Annotated in this window: 24 protein-coding genes and 1 pseudogene; 8 read left to right on the top strand and 17 right to left on the bottom strand. The window is 60.7% G+C overall.

Annotated features, from left to right (window positions below):
* The first annotated feature begins 166 nt into the window (after positions 1 to 166).
* The 3 genes from C2L64_RS01440 to C2L64_RS01430 all read left to right on the top strand — a co-directional run bounded on the left by C2L64_RS01440 (position 167) and on the right by C2L64_RS01430 (position 2598).
* Positions 167 to 460 (top strand): hypothetical protein, encoded by a 294-nt coding sequence (locus C2L64_RS01440; protein ID WP_158660482.1) that lies wholly within the window; start codon positions 167 to 169, stop codon positions 458 to 460.
* A gap of 257 nt (positions 461 to 717) precedes the next feature.
* Entirely contained in the window at positions 718 to 1533 is an 816-nt protein-coding gene (locus tag C2L64_RS01435; RefSeq protein ID WP_090834952.1) for a hypothetical protein, read from the top strand.
* Between the two features lie 150 nt (positions 1534 to 1683).
* The gene (locus C2L64_RS01430; RefSeq protein ID WP_143055677.1) at positions 1684 to 2598 is read left to right on the top strand and encodes a hypothetical protein; all 915 of its coding nucleotides are present in this window, start codon (positions 1684 to 1686) and stop codon (positions 2596 to 2598) included.
* A 418-nt stretch (positions 2599 to 3016) separates the two neighbouring features.
* Here the strand turns inward: C2L64_RS01430 and C2L64_RS55825 are convergent, their stop codons facing one another.
* Together C2L64_RS55825 and C2L64_RS55820 are read right to left on the bottom strand one after the other, a co-directional pair.
* On the bottom strand, positions 3017 to 3142 hold the full coding sequence (locus C2L64_RS55825) for a hypothetical protein (protein WP_256211177.1): 126 nt from the start codon (positions 3140 to 3142) through the stop codon (positions 3017 to 3019).
* Positions 3143 to 3374: 232 nt separating this feature from the next.
* Positions 3375 to 3509, bottom strand: a complete 135-nt coding sequence (locus tag C2L64_RS55820) for a hypothetical protein (protein ID WP_256211176.1) — start codon at positions 3507 to 3509, stop codon at positions 3375 to 3377.
* A 247-nt stretch (positions 3510 to 3756) separates the two neighbouring features.
* Here C2L64_RS55820 and C2L64_RS01425 point away from each other — a divergent pair, with 247 nt between their 5' ends.
* Both C2L64_RS01425 and C2L64_RS01420 read left to right on the top strand, forming a co-directional pair.
* Positions 3757 to 4593, top strand: coding sequence for a hypothetical protein (locus tag C2L64_RS01425; protein ID WP_143055676.1), 837 nt, complete (start codon positions 3757 to 3759; stop codon positions 4591 to 4593).
* 579 nt (positions 4594 to 5172) lie between these two features.
* Positions 5173 to 6054, top strand: a pseudogene (locus C2L64_RS01420) (YifB family Mg chelatase-like AAA ATPase); the annotation flags it as partial.
* 333 nt (positions 6055 to 6387) lie between these two features.
* Here C2L64_RS01420 and C2L64_RS01415 read toward each other — a convergent pair.
* The gene (locus C2L64_RS01415) at positions 6388 to 6984 is read right to left on the bottom strand and encodes a hypothetical protein (RefSeq protein WP_244144483.1); all 597 of its coding nucleotides are present in this window, start codon (positions 6982 to 6984) and stop codon (positions 6388 to 6390) included.
* 195 nt (positions 6985 to 7179) lie between these two features.
* Here C2L64_RS01415 and C2L64_RS01410 point away from each other — a divergent pair, with 195 nt between their 5' ends.
* Positions 7180 to 7704, top strand: coding sequence for a TlpA disulfide reductase family protein (locus C2L64_RS01410; RefSeq protein ID WP_007577724.1), 525 nt, complete (start codon positions 7180 to 7182; stop codon positions 7702 to 7704).
* Positions 7705 to 7788: 84 nt separating this feature from the next.
* Here C2L64_RS01410 and C2L64_RS01405 read toward each other — a convergent pair whose 3' ends face one another.
* From C2L64_RS01405 to ugpQ, 8 genes are all read right to left on the bottom strand, one after another.
* The gene (locus C2L64_RS01405; RefSeq protein ID WP_007577725.1) at positions 7789 to 9144 is read right to left on the bottom strand and encodes a sigma-54-dependent transcriptional regulator; all 1356 of its coding nucleotides are present in this window, start codon (positions 9142 to 9144) and stop codon (positions 7789 to 7791) included.
* 31 nt (positions 9145 to 9175) lie between these two features.
* Positions 9176 to 11239 carry a sensor histidine kinase gene (locus C2L64_RS01400; RefSeq protein WP_090834949.1) on the bottom strand — a complete coding sequence of 688 codons (2064 nt, stop codon included), beginning with the start codon at positions 11237 to 11239 and terminating at the stop codon, positions 9176 to 9178.
* Positions 11240 to 11242: 3 nt separating this feature from the next.
* A complete protein-coding gene (locus C2L64_RS01395; RefSeq protein ID WP_007577727.1) occupies positions 11243 to 12523 on the bottom strand; it encodes a dicarboxylate/amino acid:cation symporter in 1281 nt (426 codons plus the stop codon).
* A 350-nt stretch (positions 12524 to 12873) separates the two neighbouring features.
* Complete coding sequence (locus tag C2L64_RS01390; RefSeq protein WP_007577728.1) at positions 12874 to 13947, bottom strand: ABC transporter ATP-binding protein; 1074 nt, start codon at positions 13945 to 13947, stop codon at positions 12874 to 12876.
* A gap of 20 nt (positions 13948 to 13967) precedes the next feature.
* Positions 13968 to 14759 (bottom strand): ABC transporter permease, encoded by a 792-nt coding sequence (locus C2L64_RS01385; RefSeq protein ID WP_035986861.1) that lies wholly within the window; start codon positions 14757 to 14759, stop codon positions 13968 to 13970.
* Positions 14756 to 15697, bottom strand: coding sequence for an ABC transporter permease (locus C2L64_RS01380; protein ID WP_090834948.1), 942 nt, complete (start codon positions 15695 to 15697; stop codon positions 14756 to 14758). The genes C2L64_RS01385 and C2L64_RS01380 overlap by 4 nt, the downstream gene beginning before the upstream one ends.
* Positions 15698 to 15804: 107 nt before the next feature.
* Entirely contained in the window at positions 15805 to 16911 is a 1107-nt protein-coding gene (locus tag C2L64_RS01375) for an ABC transporter substrate-binding protein (protein ID WP_007746007.1), read from the bottom strand.
* Between the two features lie 85 nt (positions 16912 to 16996).
* Positions 16997 to 17761 (bottom strand): glycerophosphodiester phosphodiesterase, encoded by a 765-nt coding sequence (ugpQ, locus tag C2L64_RS01370; RefSeq protein ID WP_007577732.1) that lies wholly within the window; start codon positions 17759 to 17761, stop codon positions 16997 to 16999.
* A gap of 437 nt (positions 17762 to 18198) precedes the next feature.
* Between ugpQ and C2L64_RS01365 the strand changes: the two genes are divergently transcribed.
* On the top strand, positions 18199 to 18972 hold the full coding sequence (locus C2L64_RS01365) for a DeoR/GlpR family DNA-binding transcription regulator (protein ID WP_090834947.1): 774 nt from the start codon (positions 18199 to 18201) through the stop codon (positions 18970 to 18972).
* Between the two features lie 18 nt (positions 18973 to 18990).
* Here the strand turns inward: C2L64_RS01365 and C2L64_RS01360 are convergent, their stop codons facing one another.
* The 4 genes from C2L64_RS01360 to C2L64_RS01345 all read right to left on the bottom strand — a co-directional run bounded on the left by C2L64_RS01360 (position 18991) and on the right by C2L64_RS01345 (position 23857).
* Positions 18991 to 20673, bottom strand: a complete 1683-nt coding sequence (locus tag C2L64_RS01360; RefSeq protein WP_086914660.1) for a Na/Pi cotransporter family protein — start codon at positions 20671 to 20673, stop codon at positions 18991 to 18993.
* Positions 20674 to 21659: 986 nt separating this feature from the next.
* Positions 21660 to 22661, bottom strand: coding sequence for a lipoyl synthase (gene lipA / locus C2L64_RS01355; RefSeq protein ID WP_007577738.1), 1002 nt, complete (start codon positions 22659 to 22661; stop codon positions 21660 to 21662).
* A 13-nt stretch (positions 22662 to 22674) separates the two neighbouring features.
* Complete coding sequence (gene lipB, locus C2L64_RS01350) at positions 22675 to 23457, bottom strand: lipoyl(octanoyl) transferase LipB (protein ID WP_007577740.1); 783 nt, start codon at positions 23455 to 23457, stop codon at positions 22675 to 22677.
* A gap of 73 nt (positions 23458 to 23530) precedes the next feature.
* On the bottom strand, positions 23531 to 23857 hold the full coding sequence (locus C2L64_RS01345; RefSeq protein ID WP_007577741.1) for a DUF2917 domain-containing protein: 327 nt from the start codon (positions 23855 to 23857) through the stop codon (positions 23531 to 23533).
* A 98-nt stretch (positions 23858 to 23955) separates the two neighbouring features.
* Between C2L64_RS01345 and C2L64_RS01340 the strand changes: the two genes are divergently transcribed.
* Positions 23956 to 24975, top strand: a complete 1020-nt coding sequence (locus tag C2L64_RS01340) for a transcriptional regulator GcvA (protein WP_007577742.1) — start codon at positions 23956 to 23958, stop codon at positions 24973 to 24975.
* Between the two features lie 31 nt (positions 24976 to 25006).
* On the opposite strand, the gene C2L64_RS01335 is transcribed toward C2L64_RS01340, so the two are convergent.
* Positions 25007 to 25276, bottom strand: a complete 270-nt coding sequence (locus C2L64_RS01335; protein WP_007577743.1) for a DUF493 family protein — start codon at positions 25274 to 25276, stop codon at positions 25007 to 25009.
* 89 nt (positions 25277 to 25365) lie between these two features.
* Positions 25366 to 26595 carry a D-alanyl-D-alanine carboxypeptidase family protein gene (locus C2L64_RS01330; RefSeq protein WP_007577744.1) on the bottom strand — a complete coding sequence of 410 codons (1230 nt, stop codon included), beginning with the start codon at positions 26593 to 26595 and terminating at the stop codon, positions 25366 to 25368.
* Between the last annotated feature and the right edge of the window lie 384 nt (positions 26596 to 26979).

Raw genomic sequence — 26979 nt, 5'->3', positions numbered from 1 at the left:
TACCACCTTTTAGATAAAGGGCTCGGCGATCGATCAATTGCCGCGGAAATGCGGATTTCAATTCAGAGCGTGCGTCGCCGACGTCTACGCGACAGATTGACGTTTCGCTGATTGAAAAGAAGATGCGCATCACTTCTTCCAAATCGAGCTGATGGAGGAATTCACGGTGACGGACACCTTGGAATTGTTCAAAAAATTAACGAAGGCTGGAATGACAGAAGCACAGGCTGAACTCCTCGTAACTGCGCTTTGGGAAATGCAATATCGACCATCCTTAGATCTTGCTTCCAACCAACCATCTAGGCTTTTCCCTGCCCGCTTCTGGCGGTGGTATCTGAGAGACATGTCACGCCACCCAGCGTTGAACGGGATGTTAACGGGGCTCGCGATTGCTGCGATCGAAAATGCGATCTTGTTCCCATTGTTCGATCTCGTTCCGAGGCTTTGCAGCCACCGCTAACTCCACGCAACATGCTAACCACAGTTCCTGCGGCACGCTGCTAGACGATCAACGGCGAGTATCGCGACCGATGGATCAGAGCAGGCGAGCGCCGCTTCGAGACGCGCTTGTGCAGTCTGCGAGGCCTGCAGGTCAGTTTTACCGCAAGCGGCCATGTTCGTTCTCGCTTATTCGAGCATCTAAAGTCTCGTCATTCGTTTCCGGAAAGTTGGCAGTAGACGGAATTCCAATCGCTAACCCAGACACTAAGACCAGCAATGTCCGAATATTTCGAAAAATTTAACCGGATCATCAACCATGCCAACAGCTTTACGAGGAGTTGCGATCCTTTCCGTGAGGAAATTCAGCTTCGGGAAAAGCGTCGCCCCTCAGACACGATTACGCATGACGCCCTTTTCGAGAAGTTGTGCAAGGTCGTCGCGTACAGCCAAGGGGCAAAATCCAAAAGCGTAGACGGCATCCTTGACAACCAGCTCAAGCATGCTGTTGCGGGCTACCAGATCGTCGAGGCAGCAAAACTCAATCCCCTTGACGTCGTAGAAGACCACTGGGAGCGGATCAAGGGGATCCGAAAGAAGACCAAGATCTTCCACATGATTCAGATGGCACGGAACATCGTCGGCACGCGTACCAAGGAGGGCATCGGTAATTTCCTCGCTGATAGCGGCCTGCCGGACGCGATCAAATCCGAGGCGGATATTGACACATTCTGGTCAGCCTTCCATGTACTGCGAGCGCGACTGATTGAACGCGACTTTCCGTTCGTCAAGGAGCAAACATCACTTTTGCACCTGTTGATGGAATTTGGCTTCGATTGCGCCAAGCCAGACTCAGCCGTGCTGAAAGCCGCGTTGCGTATGGGATTGATCTCTTCGATTCCAGCCAAAACTGGAAGGAAAGCCGAGAGAGCGTGCGAAGACGTTGTTCGTAAGATCCAGCATTACGCGCTCGCTCGTTGCATGCGCCCTCCCGTGGTCGACTGGTACTTGCTGCTTGAGGGCGGCCAGACGGGTGCTCTCGAAAAGGTCAAGAAAACGGGCTACGCGCCTCTCTATCAAAAGAGCGGCGCGTAGCTTAGCTATTCCCCCCCTTTGGAAGTTCGTCCAAACATTTGTACCTACCGCCGCTGCTTGAACACAGTACGTGTGAGCGTAGCGTCCTCGTCGGCGCGGATGCGTTCGACCCGACCTGTAAAATCGCTCATACGGTCTAAACCAGAGGACATGATGAGCAACGAGCTTTATCTAGTGTTGGACGAATCTCTCGCAAAAGGACGCGCGTCGAAAGAAGAAAGTTTTGACGGTGAGTTTGGGGTCATCGCAGGTTATTTCGTGCGAGGGAATAATATAGAGCGAACACGACAAGCTCTTGAATCGATCCGTTCAGGCGTTTCTGTATCGGGAAAAAAGAAGCTTCATATAACCGATGCTGCAGTTTCCGAGCAAGAACACGTTAGGCAGAATGTCTTCGGTTGTTTCGACGACCGGGAGCTCTCGTTGATCTATGAAGCCGTCTATGTGCAAGGGCTACATAACGACAACAAGCGCACTAATGAATCGATACAACAAGTTCGCGACAGTCGTCGATCAAATATCAGCATTCCATGGCGCGCGGAGAACGAGCGTTTGCTTTCCGTCGCGTTTGACCATGTTTTTGGAAAAGCCGTTGCGTATGCCTTCGATTTTTTTGACCCGAACGTACATCTTTCGGTAATCACCGATACGCTTGACGAAAAGATTCTCGACGAATTCAGACAACGTGCGGACAACTTCCTGTCCCTGGGCGAACCCAAAGAGATTCCGATCAAAGCGTACGATCGCGAAAAGAAAGAGCCGATTGAGCTCACTGGCAGGTCCTCGATGACGGGCGATATCGACAAGTTCACTAAGCGACTCCGCAATGTTACATATTCGATAGCTTGCGAAAATTCTTCGCTGACCTTTGCTGCTGATGTCCTCGTGAATTCGGTTGGATATCAGTTGACCAAGAACATCGAGGCAAAGGGCAGGATCGATCTGAACTCAAGACCTGCAATCGTTGGCCATCGCCTTGAACACTACTTCTATGGCGTGACGGACGAGACGACGATGCGTAACCCTTCCGACACGATCTACCGGCATCCAGGCCACACTGACTGAGAATGGCTCGGACAGCGCTCTATTTGTAGCGCGCGTAAACAATCTAGGCGTCGTTGGGCATCGTTTGAACACGCTGTGGACCGATACCGCGCGCCAAAATCCGGGTTTTGGCGGACCGAATATCCTTACCTTGTGGCCAACTAAACCCCTTTTGTAACCGGCCTAGCGTCGCCTGCGTTCGCCCTTGGTCGCTCGTGCAACCAGAGGTGGCCTCGCTGCAGATGAGCGCTAGATGAGTTCAACGTCCCGCCACCGGCAAAACTATCGGCCACGAAGGACCAATCGCTGTCGTCTTCGAGGGGGCACCGAGGCGACCGCTAGCCGAGTGAGCAGCCCTTCGCACGTTATGTGTGGGCACGGCAATGTACGTAAACGCCGGGAGCCATCCTTCGCGTCGCGGCTCGCCGACTGTCGGCCACTACTGCGAAGCGTCTCGACGTACCTTTTCGATGTACTTCCCCATGGCAATGGTCGACAGCATACCGACGGCGAAAGTAATCGCAAAGGCGGCTAGGCTTTCAAGCGGCGAGTTGTTGTTGTGCATATTGATCGGCTCCACGTCGTAGGCTGGATTGGAACGTTATGTGAAAGTCAGTGACGGACTACATGAAACGATACGTCCGCTTATGGACACACTATGTCCAAATGCACTACGTCGTCCGACGTTCGGTCAAACCCCGGCCCCAGCGTCTAAGGCTACTTGGACACGCGCTGTCCTGAAGCTGTCGCAAGATTCGTCGCATTGGCTCCTTTCAACGCGGAGACTTATGGCCAAGTCAAACCAATGCAATCGCGCAGTTGGCGACATGACTGTTCCGCAGCTCGCTCATCTTCGCTTGATGAATGATCGACTGGCCGAAGCGGAACTTCAGGTTCGGGATCGGCTGCTCGGCGCTGACTTCCACATCCATGTCTATTGCATCGCGAGTAAACCCAGCGAGGGGGCGGGCAGCTATCGTACTGGCTACCTTCTCCGAGATAGTTCCCTGCGCTAAGACGAATCCGCAAGTTAGCGCTACTACTTACGTCCGACATCGGCGGGCAGCCCGAATCGCTCTGCCATCATTTGCTGTAATATCATTTATGACATTCGCCTCGACGGAAGGGGGGGCAGCCATGCACATAAAAGGGCCGTGGCGGACCGCCGCCGCAAAGCGCATGTTCGCAGTGCGCCGCTTCCGATCCCAACGCCCAGTTGGAAATCTGGACGCCTTCTTCCGTCATCCTTTCACTCTCCTTATCGCTGGCTTCCTGCTGACTACTGTGATCGGCAGTTACTTTGCACATTTCCGCGATCAACGGGACACTGCGGAGACCCGGAGAACCGTTCAGGCCGCTTACTATCAGCGAACGCTTGAACAGTTTTCCCGTTCTATTAGCGAATGGGATGCGCGCGCGACCCTGCTATACGATGCGGTATTTCACGACCGTCCCGCCGAGGAACTCAGGACGTTGAAATACAAATATGACGAGGCATACATCTCTATCGTTGCGAATAGTTACGCGACGATAGAGCTTGAGAACGAGTTACAAACCGGGTCGTTGGTGTTTGTGGAAGCGCTTGACAGCTTGCAGGGGACCATCGCTTCCACAAACCAGTGCGTAAATGGAATTTACGAGACCTATAGCAAAGATAGGCATGATCAACCGGCGAATGCCTGTGGCGAACAACCGAGGTACGCTGGAGGAGTGCAACAAGACTCTTTCAACTTACTGATCGTCAAATCGCGGGCGTGTGCACAAAATATCGCGCTGCTGTTAAGGCCGCGTGGGGCAGACGGCCGCTCCCTCGCGCAAAAGATGTTCTCTCCTAACGATGCGGATCTGACGTGGCTCAGACAAAACGAGGTAAGTTCAGACTGGACGGAATACAATATCGGCGAATTAGCGAGAAACTGTCGCCTCACTGCCGATCAAGAGCACAATGCCCTCATCGCTGCTGCTAAAGCGAACCCCGCGCCGGAACCCAACGCACGTTTAGCACTTTCAAAATAGCTCATAGAAATAGAGCTGTTGGAGAACGGAATTGACTGGACTGGGCGTCGTTACAAGTCAAAGACTTGCCAACGAATTCGCGCACGCGTCGAATGACGTGGGCCCGAGTACATTGGAGGTGCTCGATTTGTGACGCGAATTTGCCGGACCAGCAGAAGGTTGAGAATGACCCGTCTTGCGCCGGTTGCGAGAGGCTAGTATCAGTCGGCGGTGGCGACTAAACGGTATCCCCTCGCGCAGATGAGACCACGTAGAGATCGCAACGACGAAACAACTGAGCGTGATTTTTTATTTGTTCGAGATATGTTCCGGCATTGCCGCGCTGTCGATCATGCTCCTACTACGGCACGAACAACCTGTTGGCCTAACCGCTCTATCAAATCTTCGGCTCGCTGAAGGAGTTGTTGAACGGCCGCTATCGAACAAGGCCGCTAACCGCAACGGGTCGAGAGTTGTCCCATTGCAGTTGCGCCCGATAGGCGCCGTCGATTCGAAACGCCCTCATGACTGTTCAAAACGTCGCCGGACACTGTTCGAGCACGCAGTCAGGCCGCAACCTCAAAACCAACGCCGGGTTTTGGCGGGCCAAATATGCTGATGATCGGCCCGCCAGGCGCGGGCAAATCGATGCTCGCGGCGCGCTTGCCCAGCGTTTTGCCGTCAATGACCGACGACGAAGCGCTGACATCCGCTGCGCTGCTCTCGGCGAGCGCGATTGGATTCACGCCTGCTCAGTGGCGGCAAAGGCCGTTTCGCGCACCTCACCATTCGTCGAGCGCTGCGGCGCTGGTTGGCGGGCGCAATCCGCCACAGCCGGGCGAGATCACGCTCGCGCATCTCGGCGTGCTGTTTCTCGATGAACTTCCCGAATTCGACAGGCACGTACTCGAGAATTTGCGCGAACCACTTGAGAATGGCCGCATCACGATCTCACGCGCCGCGCTCCAGGCCGACTTTCCAGCCGCATGCCAACTCATCGCCGCGATGAACCCGTGTCCGTGCGGCTGGCGCGGCGACCCAGGCGGGCGCTGCCGGTGCACGCCGGAAGTGGCCGCGCGCTATATGCGCAAACTGTCGGGGCCGCTGCTGGATCGCATCGATATTCAGATTGAGATTCCCGCGCTATCGCCAGCGGAACTGTCGGCTCGCTCGACGGCTTCCGGCGAACCAAGCGCGCCGATCGCGCAACGGGTCGAGGCCGCGCGCGAGCGCCAGTTCCAGCGGCAAGGCAAGACGAACCGCGAACTCAGCGGCCGGGAAGTCGACGCCGTCTGCCGGCCCGACGACGATGGAGAACGTCTGCTGCGCGAAGCGGGCGAGCGCTTTGGCTGGTCAGCGCGCGCTTACTACCGCGTACTGAAAGTGGCGAGAACCATCGCCGATCTGGCCGGCAAGGATGTCCCGAATGCCGCGCAGGTCTCCGAAGCGGTTCAGTATCGGCGGGCGTTCGGTGCTCAGTAAATGCTGCAGACGACAAAAAATGCATGTCAAGACTTGACTTATGCACATTTACGGCCGCGTGACAGATTTTGATACAACTGAAAGCCTGTTGTGAGGCATCTCGCGAATGCCTTTGATTTTATTGGCTTTTTCAAAATGCCAAGATTCAGGGCAAACTGGCAACCTGCCCGTCCGATGGGCATTTGCGGCCTACCGCACAGAGTTACTAACAAAGTTATCCACAGATCCTGTGGGTAACAAAAAAAATCCCGTGTAAACGCGAGATTAGCGAAGATTTGTGCGAAGGAACATTCACTTGGAACGGTGCGCCGCAGCAGACCGTATGACGCCAAATCAGTAAAGTTTGAACGATCCGAAGAATTGCTCAACTTGTTCCGGCGGCGGTTCCTTGCTCGCAATCACGGCCGCCTGATACACATGCCGCCCCTTAGCGACCAGGCGCGCGTGCATGATGCGCGTTTCCTGTTTCGGCCCCGCTTTGCCGCTGAACGTCATTTCCAGACCCTGCACCTGGCCGCCTGCCGCGAGCGGAATCGCCGCCACGTGCGCATCAGGCGCTGAGCCGAGGTTGTGCGCGAGGCCCGAGCGCAGATAGTCAAGCGCAATGCGCTGCACCTGTGGATCGTCGCTCGGCAGCATGACGGTGCCGACGGCGAATACCGCGTGGTCCGCTTCGGCGATCTGCATCGACATATTCATCGGCGTACCGCCGATGTCTATCTGCCGCTGGTCGGTGGTCGGCTTGGCGGGCAAGTCGACGGTGTAGCCGTTGTCGTTGTTCATGATCGTGCGCCAGTCGTAGGTCGGCGAGCAGGCGGCCAGCAGCCAGCCGGCCGACAGGACGACGATGGCCTTTGTTATCAGCGGACGGAAGGGGACGGACAACAAGCCACGACGGCGGACGAACGAATGGAGAGCGGAACGGAGCATGACGCGGCGAATGGAATCTACGTGACGGAAAGCATCATTATCGGACGTTATTCGCGGCTTAACCGCGCCGCCAACTGCGTCACAAGATTGCCGGTACAATATGAGACAGTATCCGGGGCGCCCGTTTCCGCTGCTGTTCTCGCAGCTGTAAAGCGCCTCAAGACGTGTGTTCCACGCGTTCCCCGAGGTCTGTTCATGAGCCAAACCAACGTTTCCCGGCGTTCGAGCCCGATCCGCTACATCGCTGCCGCCGTCGTCGCTGGCGCGATCGCTGTTGCGGGCTACTTCGCGTTCGGCAGCCAGCAGCACGTGCCCGACGCGACGTTCACGCTGCTGTCCGGCCAGAAAGTGTCGACGGCCGATCTGAAAGGCAAGGTCTATCTCGTCAACTTCTGGGCGACGAGTTGCGACACCTGCATGAAGGAAATGCCGCAGATGGTCCAGACGTACAACCGCTTCAAGGACAAAGGGCTCGAGTTCGTCGCGGTCGCGATGAGCTACGACGCGCCGATGTACGTGACGAACTACACGGAAACACGCCGTTTGCCGTTCAAGGTCGCGATGGACGACGGAACGGCTGCGAAACAGTTCGGCAACGTTCAGCTCACGCCGACCACGTTCGTGATCGACCGCAACGGCAAGGTGCTGAAGCGCTATGTCGGCGAGCCGCAGTTCGCGGAACTCGATCAGTTGCTGGCAAAGGCCCTCGGCACGTCCTGATCGCCCGGATTTCTCTCTTCTACGGCGGGCGTCGCGCTGAATCCTTCACAGCGCACCCGCCGTCAGCAGCACCTCACTCCAGCTTCACCTCTCACTTTCCCCACGCGCCGCCAGGCCATAACGCTTGATCTTCTCGTAAAGCGTCGCCTTGCCGACCTGCAGTCTGTCCGCCGCCACCGCGACCGCACCGCCCGTCTGCTCCAGCGCTTCGGCGATCACCGCCCGCTCGAACTGCTCGACGCGTTCCTTCAAAGGCTGCGTGATCGACGTCAGCGCATCGTCGGCGGGGGCCGCGATCGTGTCGTCGCCGACACCCAGCACGAAGCGATCCGCCGCATTGCGCAGCTCGCGCACGTTGCCGGGCCATTCGCGCTGCATCAGGTTCGTGCGTTGACGGTCGGTGAGAATCGGCGCGGGACGCTGATAGCGCACGGCCGCATCCAGAAGGAAATGCTCGAACAGCGGCACGATGTCTTCGCGCCGTTCCGACAGCGGCGGCAGCGCGATCGTCACCACGTTGAGCCGGTACAGCAGATCGCGCCGGAACGTGCCCGACGCGACATGGTCGGTCATGTCGCCCTTCGCAGCCGCGACGATGCGGCAATCGACGCGTATCGGCTGGTTCGACCCGAGCCGCTCCAACACGCCATCCTGCAACACGCGCAGCAGCTTGACCTGCAACGCGAGCGGCATACTTTCGATTTCATCGAGAAAGAGCGTGCCGCCGGAAGCATGCTCGAGCTTGCCGATGCGCCGCTTCGCCGCGCCCGTAAACGCGCCCGGTTCATAGCCGAACATCTCCGACTCGAACATCGGCTCCGGCAGCGCGCCGCAGTTCACCGCGAGAAACGGCTTGTCCCGGCGCGGCGACAGTTCGTGCAGGCTGCGTGCGATCAGTTCCTTGCCCGCGCCCGTATCGCCGTTGATCAGCACCGACGCATCCGTCGGCGCGACGTTCGCGATCAGCTTGCGCACCTGCTCGATGGCGAGACTGCGCCCGATGATGCGCGGCGCGAGCGTCCCCTGTTCCGCCAGTTCGCGGCGCAGCGCGAGGTTTTCGAGCACCAGCGTGCGGCGCTCCAGCGCGCGGCGCACGGTTTCGATCAGCCGCTCGGAAGGGAACGGCTTTTCGATGAAGTCGTACGCGCCGTCGCGCATCGCCTGCACGGCCATCGAAATATCGCCGTGACCCGTGACGAGAATGATGGGCACGTCGGGCGCGCGCTCGCGGCATTGCGCGAGCAGATCGAGGCCGCTTGCGCCGGGCAGGCGGATATCGCTGACGATCACGCCGGAAAACTCCGCGTTGATCAGCTTCGCCGCCGATTCCACCGACGCATGCCCGACCACGTCGAACCCTGCGAGTTGCAGGCTTTGCACGCTCGCGCGCCGCACGAGTTCGTCGTCTTCGATATAGAGGACCTGCAAGCCCTTGATCATTGTGTTTCCCACACCTTGAATACGCTTTGAATCACGAGCCCGTCGTGACGGAGCCCGCGATATCGGTTGCCTGCGCCTGCGCGCGGCGCAGCGTCAGCATGAACTCGGCGCCGCCTTGCGCGTTGTTGCGCGCGACGAGCGAGCCGCCGCAATCGCGTGCAATCGACGAACAGATCGCCAGACCCAGCCCCAGCCCCTGGCCCATTTCCTTCGTCGTAAAGAACGGCTCGAAGAGACGCGGCAGCACGTCGTCGGGAATGCCGGGACCATTGTCGCTCACGATGATCGCGAGCGATTCCTGCGACGTCTGCACGTCGATCGCAATGCGTGGCGCAGGCATACCTGCCACCGCATCAAGCGCGTTGCCAAGCAGATTGATCAGCACCTGTTCGAGCCGCAAATCTTCGCAATGCGCGACGAGCTTCGGATCGTCGCTGTCGAGATTGAAACGAACGGGCGCCGCACCCTCGTCGATCAACGATACCTCGACCGTCACGCCCTGCAAGCGTTTCTGCAGCAGCGCCAACACATTACGCAGAGCGCGCGCCACGCCTGCGCGCGCATTGCGAGGCCGCGCCCGGCCGACGAAGAGCTTCAGTTGATTCGTGATCTTCCCCATGCGTTCGGTGAGTGCGGCGATCGCTTCGAGGTTTTCCTTCGCAGATTCATGGTCGCCGCGTTCGAGAAACACACGGGTGTTGTCGGAGAACCCGCGCAATGCGGCAAGCGGCTGGTTCAGCTCATGCGTGATGCCCGCCGCCATCTGTCCGAGCGCGGCGAGCTTGCTCGCCTGAATCAGTTCGTCGTGCGCGGCGCGCAACTCCTGTTCGGCGCGCGTGCGCTCGCTCACTTCCTTCGTCAGTTGCTCGTTCGCCTGCGACAGGTCGGCCGTGCGCTCGGCCACGCGCTGGTTGAGTTCCGCATACGCCTTCTGCAACAGCGCGCGGCTGCGCATCACTTCGCGCACGCGCGCACGGCGCATGCGCCAGTAGAACAGCAGCAGACACAGCGACACGTAGCCGAAGCCCGTCACGATCGTCGCGTAACGCGCGTCGGCGTTGACGGGATCGATGGGCGCCATCGTGATGAGACGCCAGTCCGGCTCGCCGAGCGTGCGCTGCGATGCCAGAAAACGCGGCGCCGCATAGTTTCCGCTACGCCCGCCGCCGATGCGCACGATCTGCGCGCCGCCTTCGAGCGTGCGCACCACCGACATCGGCAGCGGCGCGATCGGCTGGCGCGCGTACTGGCGCGTGTCGAAGATCGACGCGATCACGTCGCTGGTTAGGGGTTTGACCGTGTGGTACTTCCACGCAGGCACCGACGATAGAAAGATCACGCCGTGATCGTCGGTGACGATGAGCGGCTCCGACGCGTCCGCGCCCTGGAACCATTCGAGATTCAGCTTGACCACGGCCACGCCGACGATCTTGCCGTCGCGGCGCACCGGTTGCGAGATGTAGTAGCCCGGATCGAGCGAAGTCGTGCCGATGCCGAAGAAGCGCCCGACCCTGCCCTTCACCGCTTCGACGAAATACGGCCGGAACAGATACTCCTGGCCGATGAAGCTGTCGGGCTGATTCCAGTTGCTCGCCGCCACGCAGCGGCCCGATGTCGTGACGATGTACGCGACATTGGCACGGGCGCGGCGATTGAGGTCTTCGAGATACTGATTGGCGCGCGCGACGTTGTCCGCATCCGGCGACGCGAGCGCGTCTTGCACGATGGGATGTTCGCCGAGCAGATAGGGAAGCGACTCGTAGCGGTCGAGCGTGCTCTTGAGGGCGGCTGTGGTGCGGTCGGCGCGGACGGCGGCGTTGCGCCGCAGCGTATCGATGCCGTGCTGCCACGTGATGGCCCACGTGAGTCCGCAGGCCGCCACGAGCCCGGCGACGAGCGCGAACAGGATCAACAGGCGGCGCGTCACGATGGCGGGAGTCGTTCGATGAGGATCGCCTATTGTGGCATATCGCTCCTCATCGCCGAACGCGTCGAACTCGTCGAGCGCTTCGGCTGCCGCACGCGCTTGCGTCTGCGCGGACGGCGCCTGCGTTGCATGCGGCGCCGCGCCGTGTTGCCGCGGCGCCGCTTTCATGGCTCAGACCTCAGCCGCTTCGCTAACCGACACATCGCGGCGCATCTCGCTACGCAGCTTCGCACGGTCCAGTTCCTTTTCCCAGGCCGACACGACGATCGTCGCCACACCGTTGCCGACGATGTTCGTCAGCGCGCGGCATTCGCTCATGAAGCGGTCGATGCCGAGAATCAGCACCATGCCCGACAGCGGAATGGTCGGCACGACGGCGAGCGTCGCCGCAAGCGTGATGAAGCCTGCGCCCGTCACGCCGCTTGCGCCCTTCGACGTCAGCATCGTCACCGCGAGCAGCGTCAGTTGCTGGCCCCACGTGAGGTCGGTGTTGGTTGCCTGCGCGATGAAGAGCACGGCCATCGTCATGTAGATGTTCGTGCCATCGAGGTTGAACGAGTAGCCCGTCGGCACGACGAGGCCCACCACCGAGCGCGAGCAGCCGAGCTTTTCGAGCTTCAGCATCAGTTGCGGCAATGCGGCTTCCGACGAACTCGTGCCCAGCACGATCAGCATCTCTTCCTTGATGTACGCGACGAAGCGCAGGATGTTGAAGCCGACCATGCGCGCGATGATACCGAGCACCACGACCACGAACACGATCGACGTCAGATAGAACGTGCCGATCAGCTTGAGCATCGGAACCAGCGAGCCGATGCCGTACTTGCCGATCGTGAACGCCATCGCGCCGAACGCGCCGATCGGCGCCAGCTTCGTGATGATCTTCACGATGCCGAACAGGATGTGCGACAGGCTTTCGATGAAGTTCACCACCGGCTTGCCCTTGTCGCCTGCCGTTGCCAGCACCGCGCCGAACAGCAGGGCGATCAGCAGGATCTGCAGGATTTCACCCTGCGCGAACGCCGACGACAGCGTGTCCGGAATGATATGCATGAAGAAATCGACGGTCGTCTGGCCGTGCGCCTTCGCGGCGTACGACGCGACTGCCTTGCCGTCGAGCGTGGCCGGGTCGATGTTGAAGCCGACGCCCGGCTTCAACAGGTGCGTGGCCGCGAGACCGAGCACGAGTGCGAACGTCGACACGATTTCGAAGTACAGCAGCGCCTTGCCGCCGACGCGCCCGACCTTCTTCATGTCTTCCATGCCCGCGATACCCGTCACCACGGTGCAGAAGATGATCGGGCCGATCACCATCTTGATGAGCTTGATGAACCCGTCGCCGAGCGGTTTCATGTCGGTGGCGAGCGCGGGATAGAAGTGTCCCAGGGCAATGCCGATGATGATCGCGACGATCACCTGCACGTAGAGGACTTTATAGAAAGGTTTCTTCACGATGGTGTTCCTGCAATGGAGTAAGGCTTGGGTGGACCGGAGGCTGGCCACGCATCGCATGGACGAACGAATTGACGTGCGTCGTGCGCGCAGACAGAGCCGCGAACAGACGACGAAATCAGAGGGACCGGAACAGGAACTCGAGCATCGTTGTCTCCTTGCTTTGTAGTGGACGGGCCGTTGCGGCCGCGCTTTCTTTTTGCAAGGTCGATGCCAGCGCGCAAAACGCGCTTAGTGCGTTGATTTTTAAGATACTTTGGAAACGCTGAGGTGCGTAGACTTCCGGGTTTCCGGAAATCCGGAATCCGGGCGTCCGGAATCCCGAACGCCCTTCTCCATCAAGCTTAGGGCTAACCCTGAGCGCCTTCTTCGAGCACGAGCAGGTTCTCGTGCGAGAAACCGAGCGCCACCGGCTGACCGCGTTCGGGCAAACGGCGGTTCGGATCGTTGAAGACATCGAGCGAAATCACTTCGTCTTTCACGCGTGTCCGGATGCGCACGATCGCGCCGAGAAAGCTCACGTCTTCGACGGTCGCCGTCAGCGTGTTGCGGCCCGCGACGGGTGGTTCCAGCACGATCGCCTCGGGACGCAGCGCGAGCATCCGTTTCTTGCCGGTATCGTCGGCGGGCAGCGCCTGCGTGGTGTGCAATTCCTGGCCGTCGACGGCCATGCGGCCTGTGGACGGATCGACCACATGCCCCGACAGGATGTTCAACGTGCCGACGAACGACGCAACGAACCGCGTGCGCGGAAAGTTGTAGATTTCGAGCGGCGTGCCGACCTGCTCGACGCGGCCTTCGTTCATCACGACGATGCGGTCGGATATCGACAGCGCTTCTTCCTGATCGTGCGTGACGAAGATCGACGTGATGCCGAGTTCGCGCTGCAGCGCGCGAATGTCCTGGCGCAGTGAAATTCGGATCTTCGCGTCGAGGGCCGACAGCGGCTCGTCGAGCAACAGCACTTGCGGCTTGCCCGCGAGCGCGCGCGCCAACGCGACGCGCTGCTGCTGGCCGCCCGACAGTTGCCACGGATACCGCTCGCCCAGATGCGGCAGCTTGATCAGTTGCAGCATTTCGTCGACGCGCTTCTTGATCTCGCTTTGCGGACGATGTGCGATCTTCAGTCCAAAGCCGATGTTGTCCGCGACCGTCATGTTCGGAAACAGCGCATACGACTGGAACACCATGCCGACCTTGCGCTGCCGCGTGCGCAGATGCGTGACGTCGCGGCCGTCGAGGCGGATCGTGCCGCGCGTCGGCGATTCGAAGCCGGCGATCATGCGCAGCACCGTCGTCTTGCCGCAACCCGACGGTCCGAGAAACGTGATGAACTCGCCGCGCTCGATCTTCATGTCGAAGTGATGCAGCGCCGTGTTCGCGCCGAACGCCTTGTGCAGATTGTCGATCTCAAGAAATGCCATGACGATGCCTCAATTCAACATCAGGGTTTTTGCGCGGCGAGTGTGCGCGCGGAGCCGAACACCTGTATCAGTCCCATCGACGCCCATGTGACCGCGAACGCGATGATCGCGAGCGCCGACGGTTCGTACGCGCGGTTCGCGCCGATCAGCTGCAGATACGGGCCGAACGCCGGCCGGTCCAGCAGGCTCGCTAGCGTGAACTCGCCGATCACGACCGCAAAGGTGAGAAACGCGCCCGACAGAATGCCCGAGCGGATATTCGGAAAGATCACCTTGAAGAGAATGGTCGGCCAGTTCGCGCCGAGACATTCGGCCGCTTCCGTCAGCGAACGGATGTCGACGGCGCGCAGGCCCGCATCGACTGCGCGGTACATGTACGGCAACGACAACGTCACGTAGCCGAACACGAGCAGCAGGTCGGTCGCGCGTTCGTTCGACGTGAGCGGCAGGATCGAACTGCTGTTGTAGATGCGCAGATAGCCGAACACGATCACGATGGCAGGCACGACGAGCGGCAGCAGCGTGATGAACTCGACGATGCCGCGCAGCTTCGGCAGGCGCAGTTGCACCCAGTACGCTGTCGGCACGACGAGCAGCACGCCGACGACGATCGTCAGCAGCGCCATCAAAATCGAGTAACCGAACGACGCCTGAAAATGCGGGTCGCCTAGCACCACCTTGTACGCATCGAAGCTGTACGTGCCGCGTCGCATGCGCAGACTGAATTCGAAGGTCGCGATCAGCGGAATCAGGAAGTACAGGGAACCGACGATCATCGCCGTCCATGCGCCCACGCGCGATTGTTTGTTCATCGACGGCCCCTTTCAACGCGCGAACGCAGCCAGATATAACCGCCGTTCGACAGCCCCGTCACGAGAATCATGCCGAGCGCGAGCGCATAGCCGAGGTTCTGGTTGTGCAGCACGTCGCCGCGAATCTGCGCATAGAGCAGAATCGTCACGATGTTCAGCGAGCTGCCCGTCAATGCATACGCCGTCGCCACCGCGCCGAACGAGTTCGCGAACAGCAGCAGCGTAGCGCCGAGCACGCTCGGCCACAGCACGGGCAACGCGACATGGCGCCAATACTGGTAAGCCGTGCCGCCGAGACAATCGCACGCCTCGCGCCATTCGCGCTTCAGGCCGTCGAGTGCGGGCGTGATGATCAGCACCATCAACGGAATCTGGAAATACAGGTAGGTGATCGTCAGGCCCCAGAAGCTGAGGATGCTGAAGCCCGTCGAATAGAGATTGACGTCCGCGTACTTCTTCAGCAGCACTGTCACGAGACCGACGCGCCCGAGCGTGCAGATGAATGCGAACGCGAGCGGCACGCCCGCGAAATTCGATGCGACGCCGGAGAACGTCATCAGCGTCGGACGAATCCAGCCCGGCAGCTTGCCGTGCACGGCCGCCCACGCGAGCAGCGAGCCAAGCACCGCGCCGCCGCATGCCGAAGCCGCGCTGACTTTGAAGCTGATCCAGTAGGCGTCCATCACGCCTTCCTGGAACAGCTCGCGCATGTTGGCGAACGTGAAATGGCCTTGCGCGTCCTGGAACGCGCCGACCATCAGGAAGCCCGTCGGCAGAATCAGGAACAGCAGCGCGAAAATGAAGAACGGCAACACGCCGATCCATGTCCAGACAGGCGACGTCCGGCCCGGGCCGTCGACCTTCGGCGCAGGTTGCGGCACGGACGGAACCAGCAGGTCCGCCTGACCGCCCGGCCCGGCTCCCGATGAAGCGCTCATAACTCACCCTCGAACAAACTCAACCGCTTCGTCTCGCCGTTCCATCCGGCGCGCGATGCGGACCGAACACATGGCCCGCATCGCCGGACCGCCGGATCACGCTGCGCTTACTTGACGTTCGCGCCGACCACGGAGTCCCACTGCTTCGTCACGACTTCCTTCGTCGCGTCCTGCTGCTGCAGCGTCGGGAACACCGCGTTCTTGTACGCCGATGCGGGCGGCAGCTTGTCGAGCAGCGCCTGCGGCACCTTCTTCTGCGACACCAGCTCGTTGTAGCGGATCGGGTGGCAATAGCCCGTCAGCCAGCCGATCTGGCCTTCGTCCGAGTACAGGTATTCCAGCCACAGCTTCGCGGCGTTCGGATGCGGCGCGTAGGCGCTGATCGCCTGCACGTAGACGCCAGCAACCACGCCCGTCTTCGGCACGACCACCTGCACCTTCGGGTTGCCCTTCAGCGTGTCGCGATCGGCGAGCGCGTTGTAGTCCCAGCGCACGATGATGGGCGTCGTGCCTTGCGCGAGCGATGCGGCCTTGCCGATTACCGGTACGAAGTTGCCGTTCTTGTTCAGATCGGCGAAGTACTTGAGGCCGGCTTGCGCGGCCTTGCTCGCATCGCCCTTGGCAGCGGAAAGACCGGCGGCGTACACGCCCTGGATTGCCTGGTTTGCCGAGCGCGGATCACCCGCGAGCGACACAGCGTTCTTGTAGTCGGACTTTTGCAGATCGGCCCAGTCGGTCGGGACCTTGTCGATCATGTCGGCGTTCACTTCAAACGACAGCACGCCGTAATAGTCGCCTGTCCAGTAGCCTTCAGGATCCTTGTTCTCGTTCGAGATCGACTTCCACGTCGATACCTTGTACGGCTGCAGCAGACCTTGCGCCTTCGCCGCCGGACCGAACGACAGACCGACGTCGATCACGTCGGGCGCCTGCGGACCCTTGTTGCCCTTGTTCGCCTTGATCGCTTCCACTTCATCACCCGAACCTGCGTCCGGGTTCAGCTCGTTGACCTTGATGCCGTATTTCTTGGAGAAGTCCGCGATCATCGGACCATAGCCGCACCAGTCGTGCGGCAGCGCAATCACGGTCAGCTGTCCTTCCTGCTTCGCCGCTGCGACGAGCGCATCGGGCGGCGCCGCAACGGCATTCCCCGCGGTGGCCACGCCGGCCAGCGCCGACGCCGAAATGAAACAACGCAACGTGGTCGGTTTCATAGTTTTCTCATCCTCTGCCGAAAATTGCTACGTTAGGAAAACTGCATGTCGACGTCTTTCGATGTGCGCTTGCGCACGCTTTTGACTAGTTCACGACGTCCGCGCCGATCATATCGAGGCGATCGGTACAAATCATGTCAACGCCCCACTTCGCCAGTTCACGCGCGCGCGCCGGATCGTTCACCGTGTACGCGAGCACGCGCAGGCCGGCATCGCGGATCGCGCGGATGTTCTGTTGAGTCAGATGCTTGTGGTCGGCATGCAGCGATACGCAGCCGAGTTCGCGCACAATGGCGAGCCAGTCGTCGGGCAGCGCCTCGAACAACATGCCGCGCGGCAGCGACGGCGCGGCGTCGCGCGCGGCCTTCAGCGCGTCGAACGAAAACGACGACAGGAGCGGCTTCTGCGCGCGCCACAGGTCTTTGGCCGCGAGCGCGACAAGGCGCCCCGTGATTTCGTCGCGGCCAGGACAAGGCTTGATTTCAATGTTCGCTGCAATCGCTTCAGTCGCGCAGCGCGCCGCTACCTGTGAAAGCGTCGGTAGCCGTTCGTCTGCGAAGCGCGGATCGAACCAGGCGCCGGCATCGAGCGATGCCAGTTGATGCCATGTATGTTGCGCGGCCGGGCCGTGGCCGTTGGTCGTGCGGTCCAGGTCGTCGTCGTGCAGCAGGAAAATCTGGTCGTCGGAAGAGAGCTTCGCGTCGAACTCGATCATCTTGTAGCCGAAGCGCGCGCACATGTCGAAGCCCGCGAGCGTGTTCTCCGGCGCGAGCTTGCCGCCGATGCGATGCGCGACGAGCCGTGGATACGGCCAGTCTGCGATTAATGCCTGATCGATCCCGTTGCCCATCGTGCTTGCCTTCACAAAGATCTGATGGAACTGCGGCCTGCGTGCGCCGATGTATCTTATTCTGAGGATCGCGAATGGATGCTCTTCCCTCCGCGAAGCAACGCAAGCATTGTCAATGCACGACATCCCGCTTGCCAGGAACATTGCGCAGCGGATATTTCATTTCGTTTTCGAAAATGCGCTGTTCGCGATGTTTCAAATCGAGCGCGAATGTCTCAAAATGCGAAGGCTAAATACAAATACCCAAAGTTGCAAGCTCCCAAAAAAATACAACCGCAAAGGACACAGGCAACCCGCCTGTCATGCATTTTGACATCGCATCGACATATTCCGTTGGTAGTGGTTTATACCGAAACGCGCGTATAGCAAGCGGTGCAAAGAGCAGAGCGCGAGCAGCACGCAAAACGTCAAATACGACCAGGCGAGGGACGATACGCATGTGGCAGGAAGACCGTCATCAACGAATACGCGCGCTGCTCTCGACACTCAAACGCGTGTCGACGGAGCGCATCATGGCGGACCTGGGCGTATCGCGCGAAACCGTGCGGCGCGATCTGCTCGATCTCGAAGCGCTCGGCGAGTTGCGCCGCGTGCATGGCGGCGCGATCAAGCCCGCCGACGAAGCGCCCATCTCCGAACGCGCGCAGGCGCACGTAAAGTCGAAGAAGGCCATCGCGAAGGCGGCGACGGGTGTGGTCGCGAGCGGGCAAACGCTTTTCATCGATGCCGGCACGACCACGGCGGCGCTCGCCGATGAACTCGCGAAGCTCGCCAATCTGACCATCATCACCAATTCGATCGATGTCGCGATGAAGATGCGCGGCGCGCCGGACAAACGCGAGTCGTCAGCAAACGAAGTCATTCTGTTGGGCGGCTCGATCAGCGACCGCGCGTTGTCCACCACGGGCGAGACGACGATTCTCGATATCCAGCGCTATCGCGCGGATTTCGCGCTGCTGTCGCCTGTTGGCGTCGATCCGAAGCATGGCGCCAGCAACTACGACCGCGCGGAAACAGAAGTCGCGCGCGCGATGGTCGCCAATGCGGATAGCGTCGTGATACTCGCGGACTACAGCAAGATCGGCCAGCGCAGCCGCATCTCGTACTGCCCGCCCGAGAAGATCGATCTGCTGATCACCAACCGCAAGGCGACGGAAGTCGCGGCGTTCACGCAACTCAAGCGCAAGGTGGGCAAGGTGATACTTGCCTGATGTCGCGTGTGCGATGCGTCACATTTGTTGCGGCACCGTGACGGCCGGCACCTCTTCATGCATGCGTTTGCGCAAACGCGTATCGTGCAGCGCACCTGCAGCATCGAGCACCGGGTAAGCGGTCGAACAGAACAGCGAGTTGAGCCGCTTCATATCGCTGATCACGTCGAGATGCAGCGCACTCGTTTCGACGCTACGCAATGTCTGACCCGCGAGCCGGTCGAGATGCTTGTACGAATACGCGCGCTCCAGATCGCGGAAGCGCTCTTTCTCCGCGAGCAGCAATTCCGCGCAACGCAGGTCGTTGTTCAGGAACACCGACATACCCAGTTGCAGATTACCGACCAGACGAGTATGCAGATCGTCGAGTTCGCTCAAGCCCTCTTCCGAAAACGCGAGTCGGTGCGCAATCTTCTTCTCTTCGATATCGGTGACGATGCGCTCGATGATGTCGCCCGCATGCTCGAGGTTGATCGTCAGCGCGATGATGTCGGTCCAGCGGCGGCTGTCGGCGTCATCCAGTTGCTCGCGTGAAATGCGCGCGAGGTAGGTTTTAACCTCGGCATACAGATGATCGACGTCGTCGTCCATGCGGATCGTGTCGCGTGCCTTGGTCAGATCGTTGTGATGGATCAGATGCGAGACGTTGTCGAGCATCGCCCGCACGATATCGCCGATGCGTAGCACTTCGCGCGCGGCATTCGAGAGCGCGAGTGCGGGCGTCGCAAGTGATGCGGTGTCGAGATGAATCGGACGAAGCTGGCCGTTCGGGTCCGGCCGCTCGGGCAGCACACGGCAGCACGCACGCGCGACGGCATCGATCAGCGGCATGCACGCGCAGCAGCGCAGCGTGTTGTAGATCACATGGAAGCCGACTACGGATTCGCGGGGATTGTTGATCAGGACAGGCAAGCCACGCGCGAGCAGCGATGTGAACGGCAGGATCAGCAACGCGCCCGCCAGCTTGAACGCGAGGCTGCCGAGCGCAAGCCGGCGCGCCGCCGTGTTCTGAGCGACCGTGCCCGCCAGCGCGAGCAGTCCGCTGCCGAGGTTCGCGCCGATCACGAGACACAGCGCCACCTTCAGCGAGATCACGCCCGACGACGCGAGCGTCGCCGTCAGCAGCACGGCTGCGAGACTCGAATACGAAATGACGGCGAAAGTCGCGCCGACCAGCGCATCGAGCATCATGTCGCCCGTCAATGCGCCGAACATGACACGCACGCCAGCGCCGTGCATCATCGGCTGCGCGGTTTCGACGATCAGATGCAGCGCCAGCAGAATCAGCCCCAGCCCGATTGCCGTGCGGCCGACCTGACCCAGGCGGTTCTGCTTGCGAGAGAGAAAGAGCGGCACGCCGAAGACGATCAGAAATGGCGACAGCCACGACAGATCGAGTGTGAGAATGCGCGCCATCAGCGCCGTGCCGACATCCGCGCCGAGCATGATGGCGAGGCCGCTTGTGAGCGGCAGCATGCCTTGAGCCGCGAACGACGTGACGATCATCGCCGTTGCATTGCTGCTCTGCACGAGACTCGTGACGCCGACACCTGCGGCGAATGCCTTCACGCGGCTATTGGTGCTGCGCGCCAACACGCGTCGCAGATCGGCGCCCCACACGCGCAGAATACCGGTGCGCACGATATGCGTGCCCCACACCAGCAATGCGACACCCGACAGCAAGTTCAACAGGATCAACATAGGCACGACGCTTCTGGACTTCCGCGATCGCCCGGAATGCCTGCGCCGTTGCCACGGGACGCATGCGTCCGGATCTCATGCTGACTAGTGTTGCATAGAATTGCGTTGTTGTAGTTTTGTGCGTTTTGTTTTTTGTGGCCTTTGCAACAGAGAGGGGGCTGCGCGTGCTTGTGTCGTTTGTTGTTGCGCGCGCACTTTTGGTGGTTTTTGTCTTGCTTTTGCGCTGGCATCCGCGATTTGCTTCTGGTTTGCTAGCGTTGCCCCTGTGCGGGGCGGCACCTACTTTTCTTTGCCGCCGCAAAGAAAAGTAGGCAAAAGAAAGCGGCTAACACCGCCAGTTCTTGTTCTTATCCACGGGCCCTCAACGTCCCCACGCTTCACACGGCAGCGCCCTGGTTAGTGCTCGTTGCCAACGCTTCGAACGAACGCCTCACCCGCTTCGGATACCCGTACTCGGGCCAGCGGCAGCGAATGGTATGTGCCGCCCAGGTGGCAAACTGTGTGTAGGTTGTCGCGGGGTATAGCTTGACGCTCTTACAGCGTGGAACGCGTGCGCAATCGGTCCGAAGTGAGACGTGTGGAGCACTTGGGCCTACACACAGTTTGCCACCTGGGCGGCCGTGGAATATCTGGCGCGGCATGCTGCAGCGCGGGTAAGTGAAGCGGGTGAGGCGCTCATTTAGAGCGCTGGCAACGAACGTGGGGCACGTGATTGCCGTGTGAAGGGTAAGAACCTTTGGGGGCCCTCAGGCAGGAAGAAGAGTTGGCGGTGTGAGCCGCTTTCTTTTGCCTACTTTTCTTTGCGGCGGCAAAGAAAAGTAGGTGCCGCCCCGCACAGGGGCAACGCTTGAAGCACGAAGGCAATGCGCGGATGCCAACGCAAAGGCAAAAACACACCCAGCAACGTGCGATGAACCACAAAAAAAAGCCCGCTTACGCGGGCACTTCCAGCTCAGGCAGCATCTGCCAATAGACAAAAACAAACCTCACACAACGCCGGCATCGTGCGCCTGCACATCAGCGTGATAGCTCGACCGCACCATCGCGCCAACCGCCGCGTGCGTGAAGCCCATCTTGTACGCTTCTTCCTCGTACATCTTGAATGTGTCGGGGTGCACATACGCACGCACGGGCAGATGGTGCTCCGACGGCTGCAGATACTGCCCAATCGTCAGCATGTCGACGTTGTGCTCGCGCAAGTCGCGCATCACCTGCAGGATTTCTTCTTCCATTTCGCCGAGGCCGACCATCAGGCCGGACTTCGTCGCGACGTTGGGATGCAGCGCCTTGAAGTCCTTCAGCAGCTTCAGCGAATGCGCATAGTCCGAACCCGGGCGCGCTTCCTTGTACAGACGCGGCACCGTTTCGAGGTTGTGGTTCATCACATCGGGCGGCGCTGCGTTGAGGATGCCGATTGCACGATCGAGACGGCCACGGAAGTCCGGCGTCAGGATTTCGATGCGCGTTTCCGGCGACAGCTCGCGCGTCTTCGCAATGCACTCGACGAAGTGCGCCGCGCCACCATCACGCAGATCATCGCGATCGACGCTCGTAATCACGACGTACTTCAGCTTCAGCGCGGCGATCGTGCGCGCGAGGTTCAGCGGCTCTTCCGGATCGAGCGGATCCGGGCGGCCGTGACCGACATCACAGAACGGGCAGCGGCGCGTGCACTTGTCGCCCATGATCATGAACGTCGCGGTGCCCTTGCCGAAGCATTCGCCAATGTTCGGGCAGCTCGCTTCCTCGCACACCGTATGCAAATTGTGCTCACGCAAAATCTGCTTGATCTCGTAGAAACGCGAACTGCCCGTCGCCGCCTTCACGCGAATCCAGTCAGGCTTCTTCAGTTTTTCGATCGGAACGATCTTGATCGGAATGCGCGCGGTCTTGGCTTGCGCCTTCTGCTTGGCGGTCGCGTCGTAGGGCGCCGGAGCGGCGGCGTTGACAGGACTCGAGGCTGCGGGATTCGCGGTAACGTCAGTCATTCGTTCGTTCCAGTCAGGCGGTGATGGCACCGGCCTGCGGTAGGCCGACGGCTGCGGGGATGCCGTCGATGTTGGCGATGAGGCTTGCTGCAAGGGTTCGGGCTACGTCGTCCCAGCCGACTGCGACGCCGAGCGTCGCCATGTCGACTGTTTCGAGCCCCGCGTAACCGCACGGGTTGATGGCGAGAAACGGCTGCAGGTCCATTTTCACGTTGAGGCTGACGCCGTGATAACTGCACCCGCTACGGATTTTCAGGCCCAGCGCGGCGATCTTAGCGCCAACGTGCAATCCGGCGTTCGGCTGCTCAGGCGCGACATAGATGCCCGGCGCGCCCGCCTTGCGTTCACCGGCGAGATTATACGCCGCGAGTGTGTCAATCACGGCCTGCTCGATCCGCGTCACCAGCTCGCGCACCATCAGCTTGCGACGGCGCAAATCGAGCAACAGATAGGCGACCACCTGGCCCGGGCCGTGATACGTGATCTGGCCCCCGCGGTCGACCTTGACGAGCGGAATGCGGCTGTCGGCCGTGAGCAGATGCGCCGGATCGCCGGCCTGGCCGAGCGTGAAAACGGGAGGATGTTCGACGAGCCAGATTTCGTCAGATGTTTCAGCGGTGCGCGAATCGGTGAACGCGCGCATCGCGTCGAAGCTGGCCTGATAGTCTTCCGAGCCTCGCCAGCGCACGATCACCGGCTGCGCAGAATCGCTTTGCGCCGCCGCGTCGGACGCAACGGCGTCCGGCTGGATGGAACTCGAAGACTCGGGGGACGATGAAACCGGCGTGGCACACATGATCCCGGCAGTTTACCGAAATCCCGCGCGCCTCGCCGGCCACGCGGGCAATAACTGGGATCAGGAACCCTGATCAGACCGTGCGCCATCCGGAGCGCAGCCACGCGCCAAAGCGTTCGCTGACGCGCGCGGCCCAGTTGAGCGCCTTTTGCTCCGGCCGCGTCGGCACGTAAAACGCAACCCGCGCCTGCGTGCCACGCTCGACCGACAGCCACAGCCGCTCGCCGCGCCGCAGACGCAGCGTCTTGCCCGGTTCGAGCCAGTAATCTTCGACGTCGTCGCTGCGGGTCACCCACACCGCGCCGCCTGAAACAGCCAGGCGCGTGCTGCGTGTGATCTTCATCGGAACGGTTTCACCGGCTACGATCTCAAACGTGATGCTAGAGGAAATTTCTCGCATGATGGCCTCGCCAAAAATCGTTTCATGGCTACAATCCTATATGCGACAAGGGTTTACGCCAAACGATCAATTTTCACCGTTATGTGAGAAAAATTGCGATGGACCTCCGCCAACTGCCTGCACTGAACGCGATCAAGGCCTTCGAGGCCGCCGCCCGTCACGAGAGCTTTTCGCGTGCCGCCGACGAGCTGTACGTCACGCACGGCGCCGTCAGCCATCAGATTCGCGCACTCGAAGAAGAGCTGGGCGTGAAGCTCTTCGCCCGCGACGGCAAGCGCGTGCGGCTCACCGATATCGGCCGCCGCTATGCCGCGCAGGTGCGCACGGCGCTGATCTCGCTGGCGGAAGCGACGCGCGAGATTCGCGCAGGCGACCGCGACCGGCGGCTGGTCGTGTCGATGCTGTCGTCGTTTGCGGCGCGCTGGGTGACGCCACGCATCGGCAGCTTTATCGAGGCGAATCCGCAGTGGGATCTCGAACTGCTGTCGACCAACTCGCTCACCGATTTCGCCCGCGACGACGTCGACTGCGCAATCCGCTTCGGCTACGGCCCCTATCCGGGGCTACATGCCGAGTTGCTGCTCGAAGAGACGTTCTTCCCGGCGTGCTCGCCGACTTTCAACGGCGGCAATCTGCCGAAAATGCCCATTGATCTCGCCAACGTCCCGCTCTTACGCTCCGACGACGAACGATGGCGTCCGTGGTTCGACGCGGCCGGCCTCACGGACTGGTCTGAACCGAAGCGCGGCGTGCTGTATCAGGACTCGTCGAATCTGCTGCAGGCGGCCATCGACGGCCAGGGCATCGCGCTGACGCGCCGCTCGCTCGCGATGCACGAAGTCGCGGCAGGCCGGCTCGTACGGCTGTTCAATATCGACGGACCGAGCCCGTGGCAGTATTACTTCATCTGCACGCCGCAGATGCTGCAGACGGCTCGCGTGAAGGCGTTCCGCGATTGGGTGTTCGACGAAGTCGGGCGCTTCAAGCAACTATTCGAGAGCGCATGTAGCGCGAGCGCGAACCGCTCGACAACGGATAAGACGCAGGGAAAGAAACAGACACAAGCTGAGCCGAACGCATTGCACGTCCGGAAGCCGGCGGCGCAGACGGAGCGCTGAGCGCGCCCTCGTCCGCTCACCGTCACACCAATTACAGCACGACCTTCACCATCGGATGCCCGGTCAACGCCCGGTAAATATCATCCAGATGCTCGCGATTCAGCGCGCGCACCGTCACCGTCAAACCGGTGTAGTTGCCGCCGCTCGACGGCCGCACTTCGATACGCGCCGCGTCGAAACCGCCGTCGAACTGGCGGATCACCTCGACGATCGTCGTCTGGAAATCCGGGTGTGACTTGCCCATCACCTTGATGGGGAAATCACACGGAAAATCTATCAATGATTCGTTCACGGGATTCATCCTCGACTCCTTTACTCACCGCACGCAATCAGCCTATATGACTGCGCGCGGCGAAAAAGCAAGCCGCAGGTTTCCTTCTTGTCTACGGCTTACTTCTTCTTGTTGAACATCAACATCATCGAATCCCACACGCGGCCGACGATACCCGCCTGTGGCACCGCCTGCAGCGCGACGAGCGGCACCTGCGCGAGCGTCTTGCCGTCGGCGACGAACTTCACCGTGCCGACCTGCTGACCTTCGGCGATCGGTGCGATCAGCGGGTCGACGTGCTCGACCTGCGGCTTGACCTTGTCGGCCAGGCCCTTCGGCAACGTGATGTACTGGTCCGTCTTGACGCCGAGCTTCACGCTATCCTGCGAGCCCTTGTAGACACGCGGCGTCTCGACCACCTGATTCGCCTTGTACAGGCGCACCGCGTCGTACGCGGAATAGCCGTAGTTCAGCATCTTCAGGCTGTCCTGCACGCGGTCGTGTTCTTTCTGCTCGCCCATCATCACCGTCACCAGACGGCGCGACGCATCAGGCACGCCCGGCAACGGACGCTTCGCGCTCGCGATCAGGCAGTAGCCAGCCGCTTGCGTGTGGCCCGTCTTCAGGCCGTCGACAGTCGGGTCGATCCACAGCAGACGGTTGCGGTTCGGCTGCTTGATCTTGTTATACGTGAATTCCTTGACCGAGAAGATGTTGTAGTAGTCAGGGAAGTCGCGGATCAGGCGCGCCGACAGAATGGCGAGGTCGCCCGCCGTCGTGTAGTGCTGGGCGTCGGGCATGCCGTTCACGTCGGCGAAGTGCGTGTTCTTCATGCCGAGCTTTTGCGCTTCCGCGTTCATCATGTTGACGAACTGCGCCTCGCTGCCGCCCACCAGCTCAGCCAGCGCGATAGCGGCGTCGTTGCCCGACTGGATGATCATCCCGTAGACGAGATCGTGCACCGTGACGGGCTTGTTCGCCTCGATGAACATCCGCGATTCGTCGTTCCTCACGCGGCGCACGGCCTCGCTCGGATTGATCGACTGGTCCATCGTGATCTTCTTGGTCTGCAGCGCCTCGAACGTGAGGTAAGCCGTCATCAGCTTGGTCAGCGACGCCGGTTCGACGCGTTCATCCGGATTGCCCGATGCGAGCACCTGGTTGCTGGTTGCATCGACGAGCACCCACGAGCGCGCGTTCACGCCCGGCGGCGGCACCTGCGCGAACGCGGTGCCGGCAATCAGCGCGGCGGGCAGCGCAAGACCCAGCGCCAGCTTGCTGGCGACGGATTGCGGAACGAAAGAAACGAGGCTGGGAAGGCTGAAAGAGCCGTGATTCGAAAAGCGCATAGGATCGATTCGGGCAGAAATGGGCTGGTGCGCAGGATGCGCAGTTCGGATGATTCGCGTGATGCCGGACGGGCAGACTCCGCCGCGCGCGAGTGTCATAAGCGCGGCACGGCGTGGTTTTGACTGCTCGTCAGACTGTCTGTCACGCGGTCGGTTCGCGCAGCGCGCCTCGCATCTCGCGCCGAATCCGCTGCCATGAACTCACGAGCGAGGCGATTCGATCCACCAGACGGGCAATGCTGCGCCCAAAAAAGAGCGCTCATTATACGTGCTGCCGCCTGACAATTTGCCGTACGTCATGGAGTTTTCCCGCATTTTTCGAGGGCTTTTTACAACATGAGCGGCACGCGGCCGCTCATGTTTTCGCGATGCACCGGCGCCGTG

Source organism: Paraburkholderia hospita, assembly GCF_002902965.1.
Taxonomy (GTDB): domain Bacteria; phylum Pseudomonadota; class Gammaproteobacteria; order Burkholderiales; family Burkholderiaceae; genus Paraburkholderia; species Paraburkholderia hospita.
The sequence above is the reverse complement of the archived record's forward strand: the minus strand, read 5'-3'. Positions and strand labels throughout refer to the sequence as shown.

Bases quoted from the DNA above. Each gene is read 5' to 3' on its own strand.
- C2L64_RS01435 (WP_090834952.1), top strand. From the start codon at position 718: ATGTCCGAATATTTCGAAAAATTTAACCGGATCATCAACCATGCCAAC.
- C2L64_RS01430 (WP_143055677.1), top strand. From the start codon at position 1,684: ATGATGAGCAACGAGCTTTATCTAGTGTTGGACGAATCTCTCGCAAAA.
- C2L64_RS55825 (WP_256211177.1), bottom strand. From the start codon at position 3,142: ATGCACAACAACAACTCGCCGCTTGAAAGCCTAGCCGCCTTTGCGATT.
- C2L64_RS55820 (WP_256211176.1), bottom strand. From the start codon at position 3,509: ATGGATGTGGAAGTCAGCGCCGAGCAGCCGATCCCGAACCTGAAGTTC.
- C2L64_RS01425 (WP_143055676.1), top strand. From the start codon at position 3,757: ATGTTCGCAGTGCGCCGCTTCCGATCCCAACGCCCAGTTGGAAATCTG.
- C2L64_RS01415 (WP_244144483.1), bottom strand. From the start codon at position 6,984: ATGCTCCGTTCCGCTCTCCATTCGTTCGTCCGCCGTCGTGGCTTGTTG.
- C2L64_RS01410 (WP_007577724.1), top strand. From the start codon at position 7,180: ATGAGCCAAACCAACGTTTCCCGGCGTTCGAGCCCGATCCGCTACATC.
- C2L64_RS01405 (WP_007577725.1), bottom strand. From the start codon at position 9,144: ATGATCAAGGGCTTGCAGGTCCTCTATATCGAAGACGACGAACTCGTG.
- C2L64_RS01400 (WP_090834949.1), bottom strand. From the start codon at position 11,239: ATGAAAGCGGCGCCGCGGCAACACGGCGCGGCGCCGCATGCAACGCAG.
- C2L64_RS01390 (WP_007577728.1), bottom strand. From the start codon at position 13,947: ATGGCATTTCTTGAGATCGACAATCTGCACAAGGCGTTCGGCGCGAAC.
- C2L64_RS01385 (WP_035986861.1), bottom strand. From the start codon at position 14,759: ATGAACAAACAATCGCGCGTGGGCGCATGGACGGCGATGATCGTCGGT.
- C2L64_RS01380 (WP_090834948.1), bottom strand. From the start codon at position 15,697: ATGAGCGCTTCATCGGGAGCCGGGCCGGGCGGTCAGGCGGACCTGCTG.
- C2L64_RS01375 (WP_007746007.1), bottom strand. From the start codon at position 16,911: ATGAAACCGACCACGTTGCGTTGTTTCATTTCGGCGTCGGCGCTGGCC.
- ugpQ (WP_007577732.1), bottom strand. From the start codon at position 17,761: ATGGGCAACGGGATCGATCAGGCATTAATCGCAGACTGGCCGTATCCA.
- C2L64_RS01365 (WP_090834947.1), top strand. From the start codon at position 18,199: ATGTGGCAGGAAGACCGTCATCAACGAATACGCGCGCTGCTCTCGACA.
- C2L64_RS01360 (WP_086914660.1), bottom strand. From the start codon at position 20,673: ATGTTGATCCTGTTGAACTTGCTGTCGGGTGTCGCATTGCTGGTGTGG.
- lipA (WP_007577738.1), bottom strand. From the start codon at position 22,661: ATGACTGACGTTACCGCGAATCCCGCAGCCTCGAGTCCTGTCAACGCC.
- lipB (WP_007577740.1), bottom strand. From the start codon at position 23,457: ATGTGTGCCACGCCGGTTTCATCGTCCCCCGAGTCTTCGAGTTCCATC.
- C2L64_RS01345 (WP_007577741.1), bottom strand. From the start codon at position 23,857: ATGCGAGAAATTTCCTCTAGCATCACGTTTGAGATCGTAGCCGGTGAA.
- C2L64_RS01340 (WP_007577742.1), top strand. From the start codon at position 23,956: ATGGACCTCCGCCAACTGCCTGCACTGAACGCGATCAAGGCCTTCGAG.
- C2L64_RS01335 (WP_007577743.1), bottom strand. From the start codon at position 25,276: ATGAATCCCGTGAACGAATCATTGATAGATTTTCCGTGTGATTTCCCC.
- C2L64_RS01330 (WP_007577744.1), bottom strand. From the start codon at position 26,595: ATGCGCTTTTCGAATCACGGCTCTTTCAGCCTTCCCAGCCTCGTTTCT.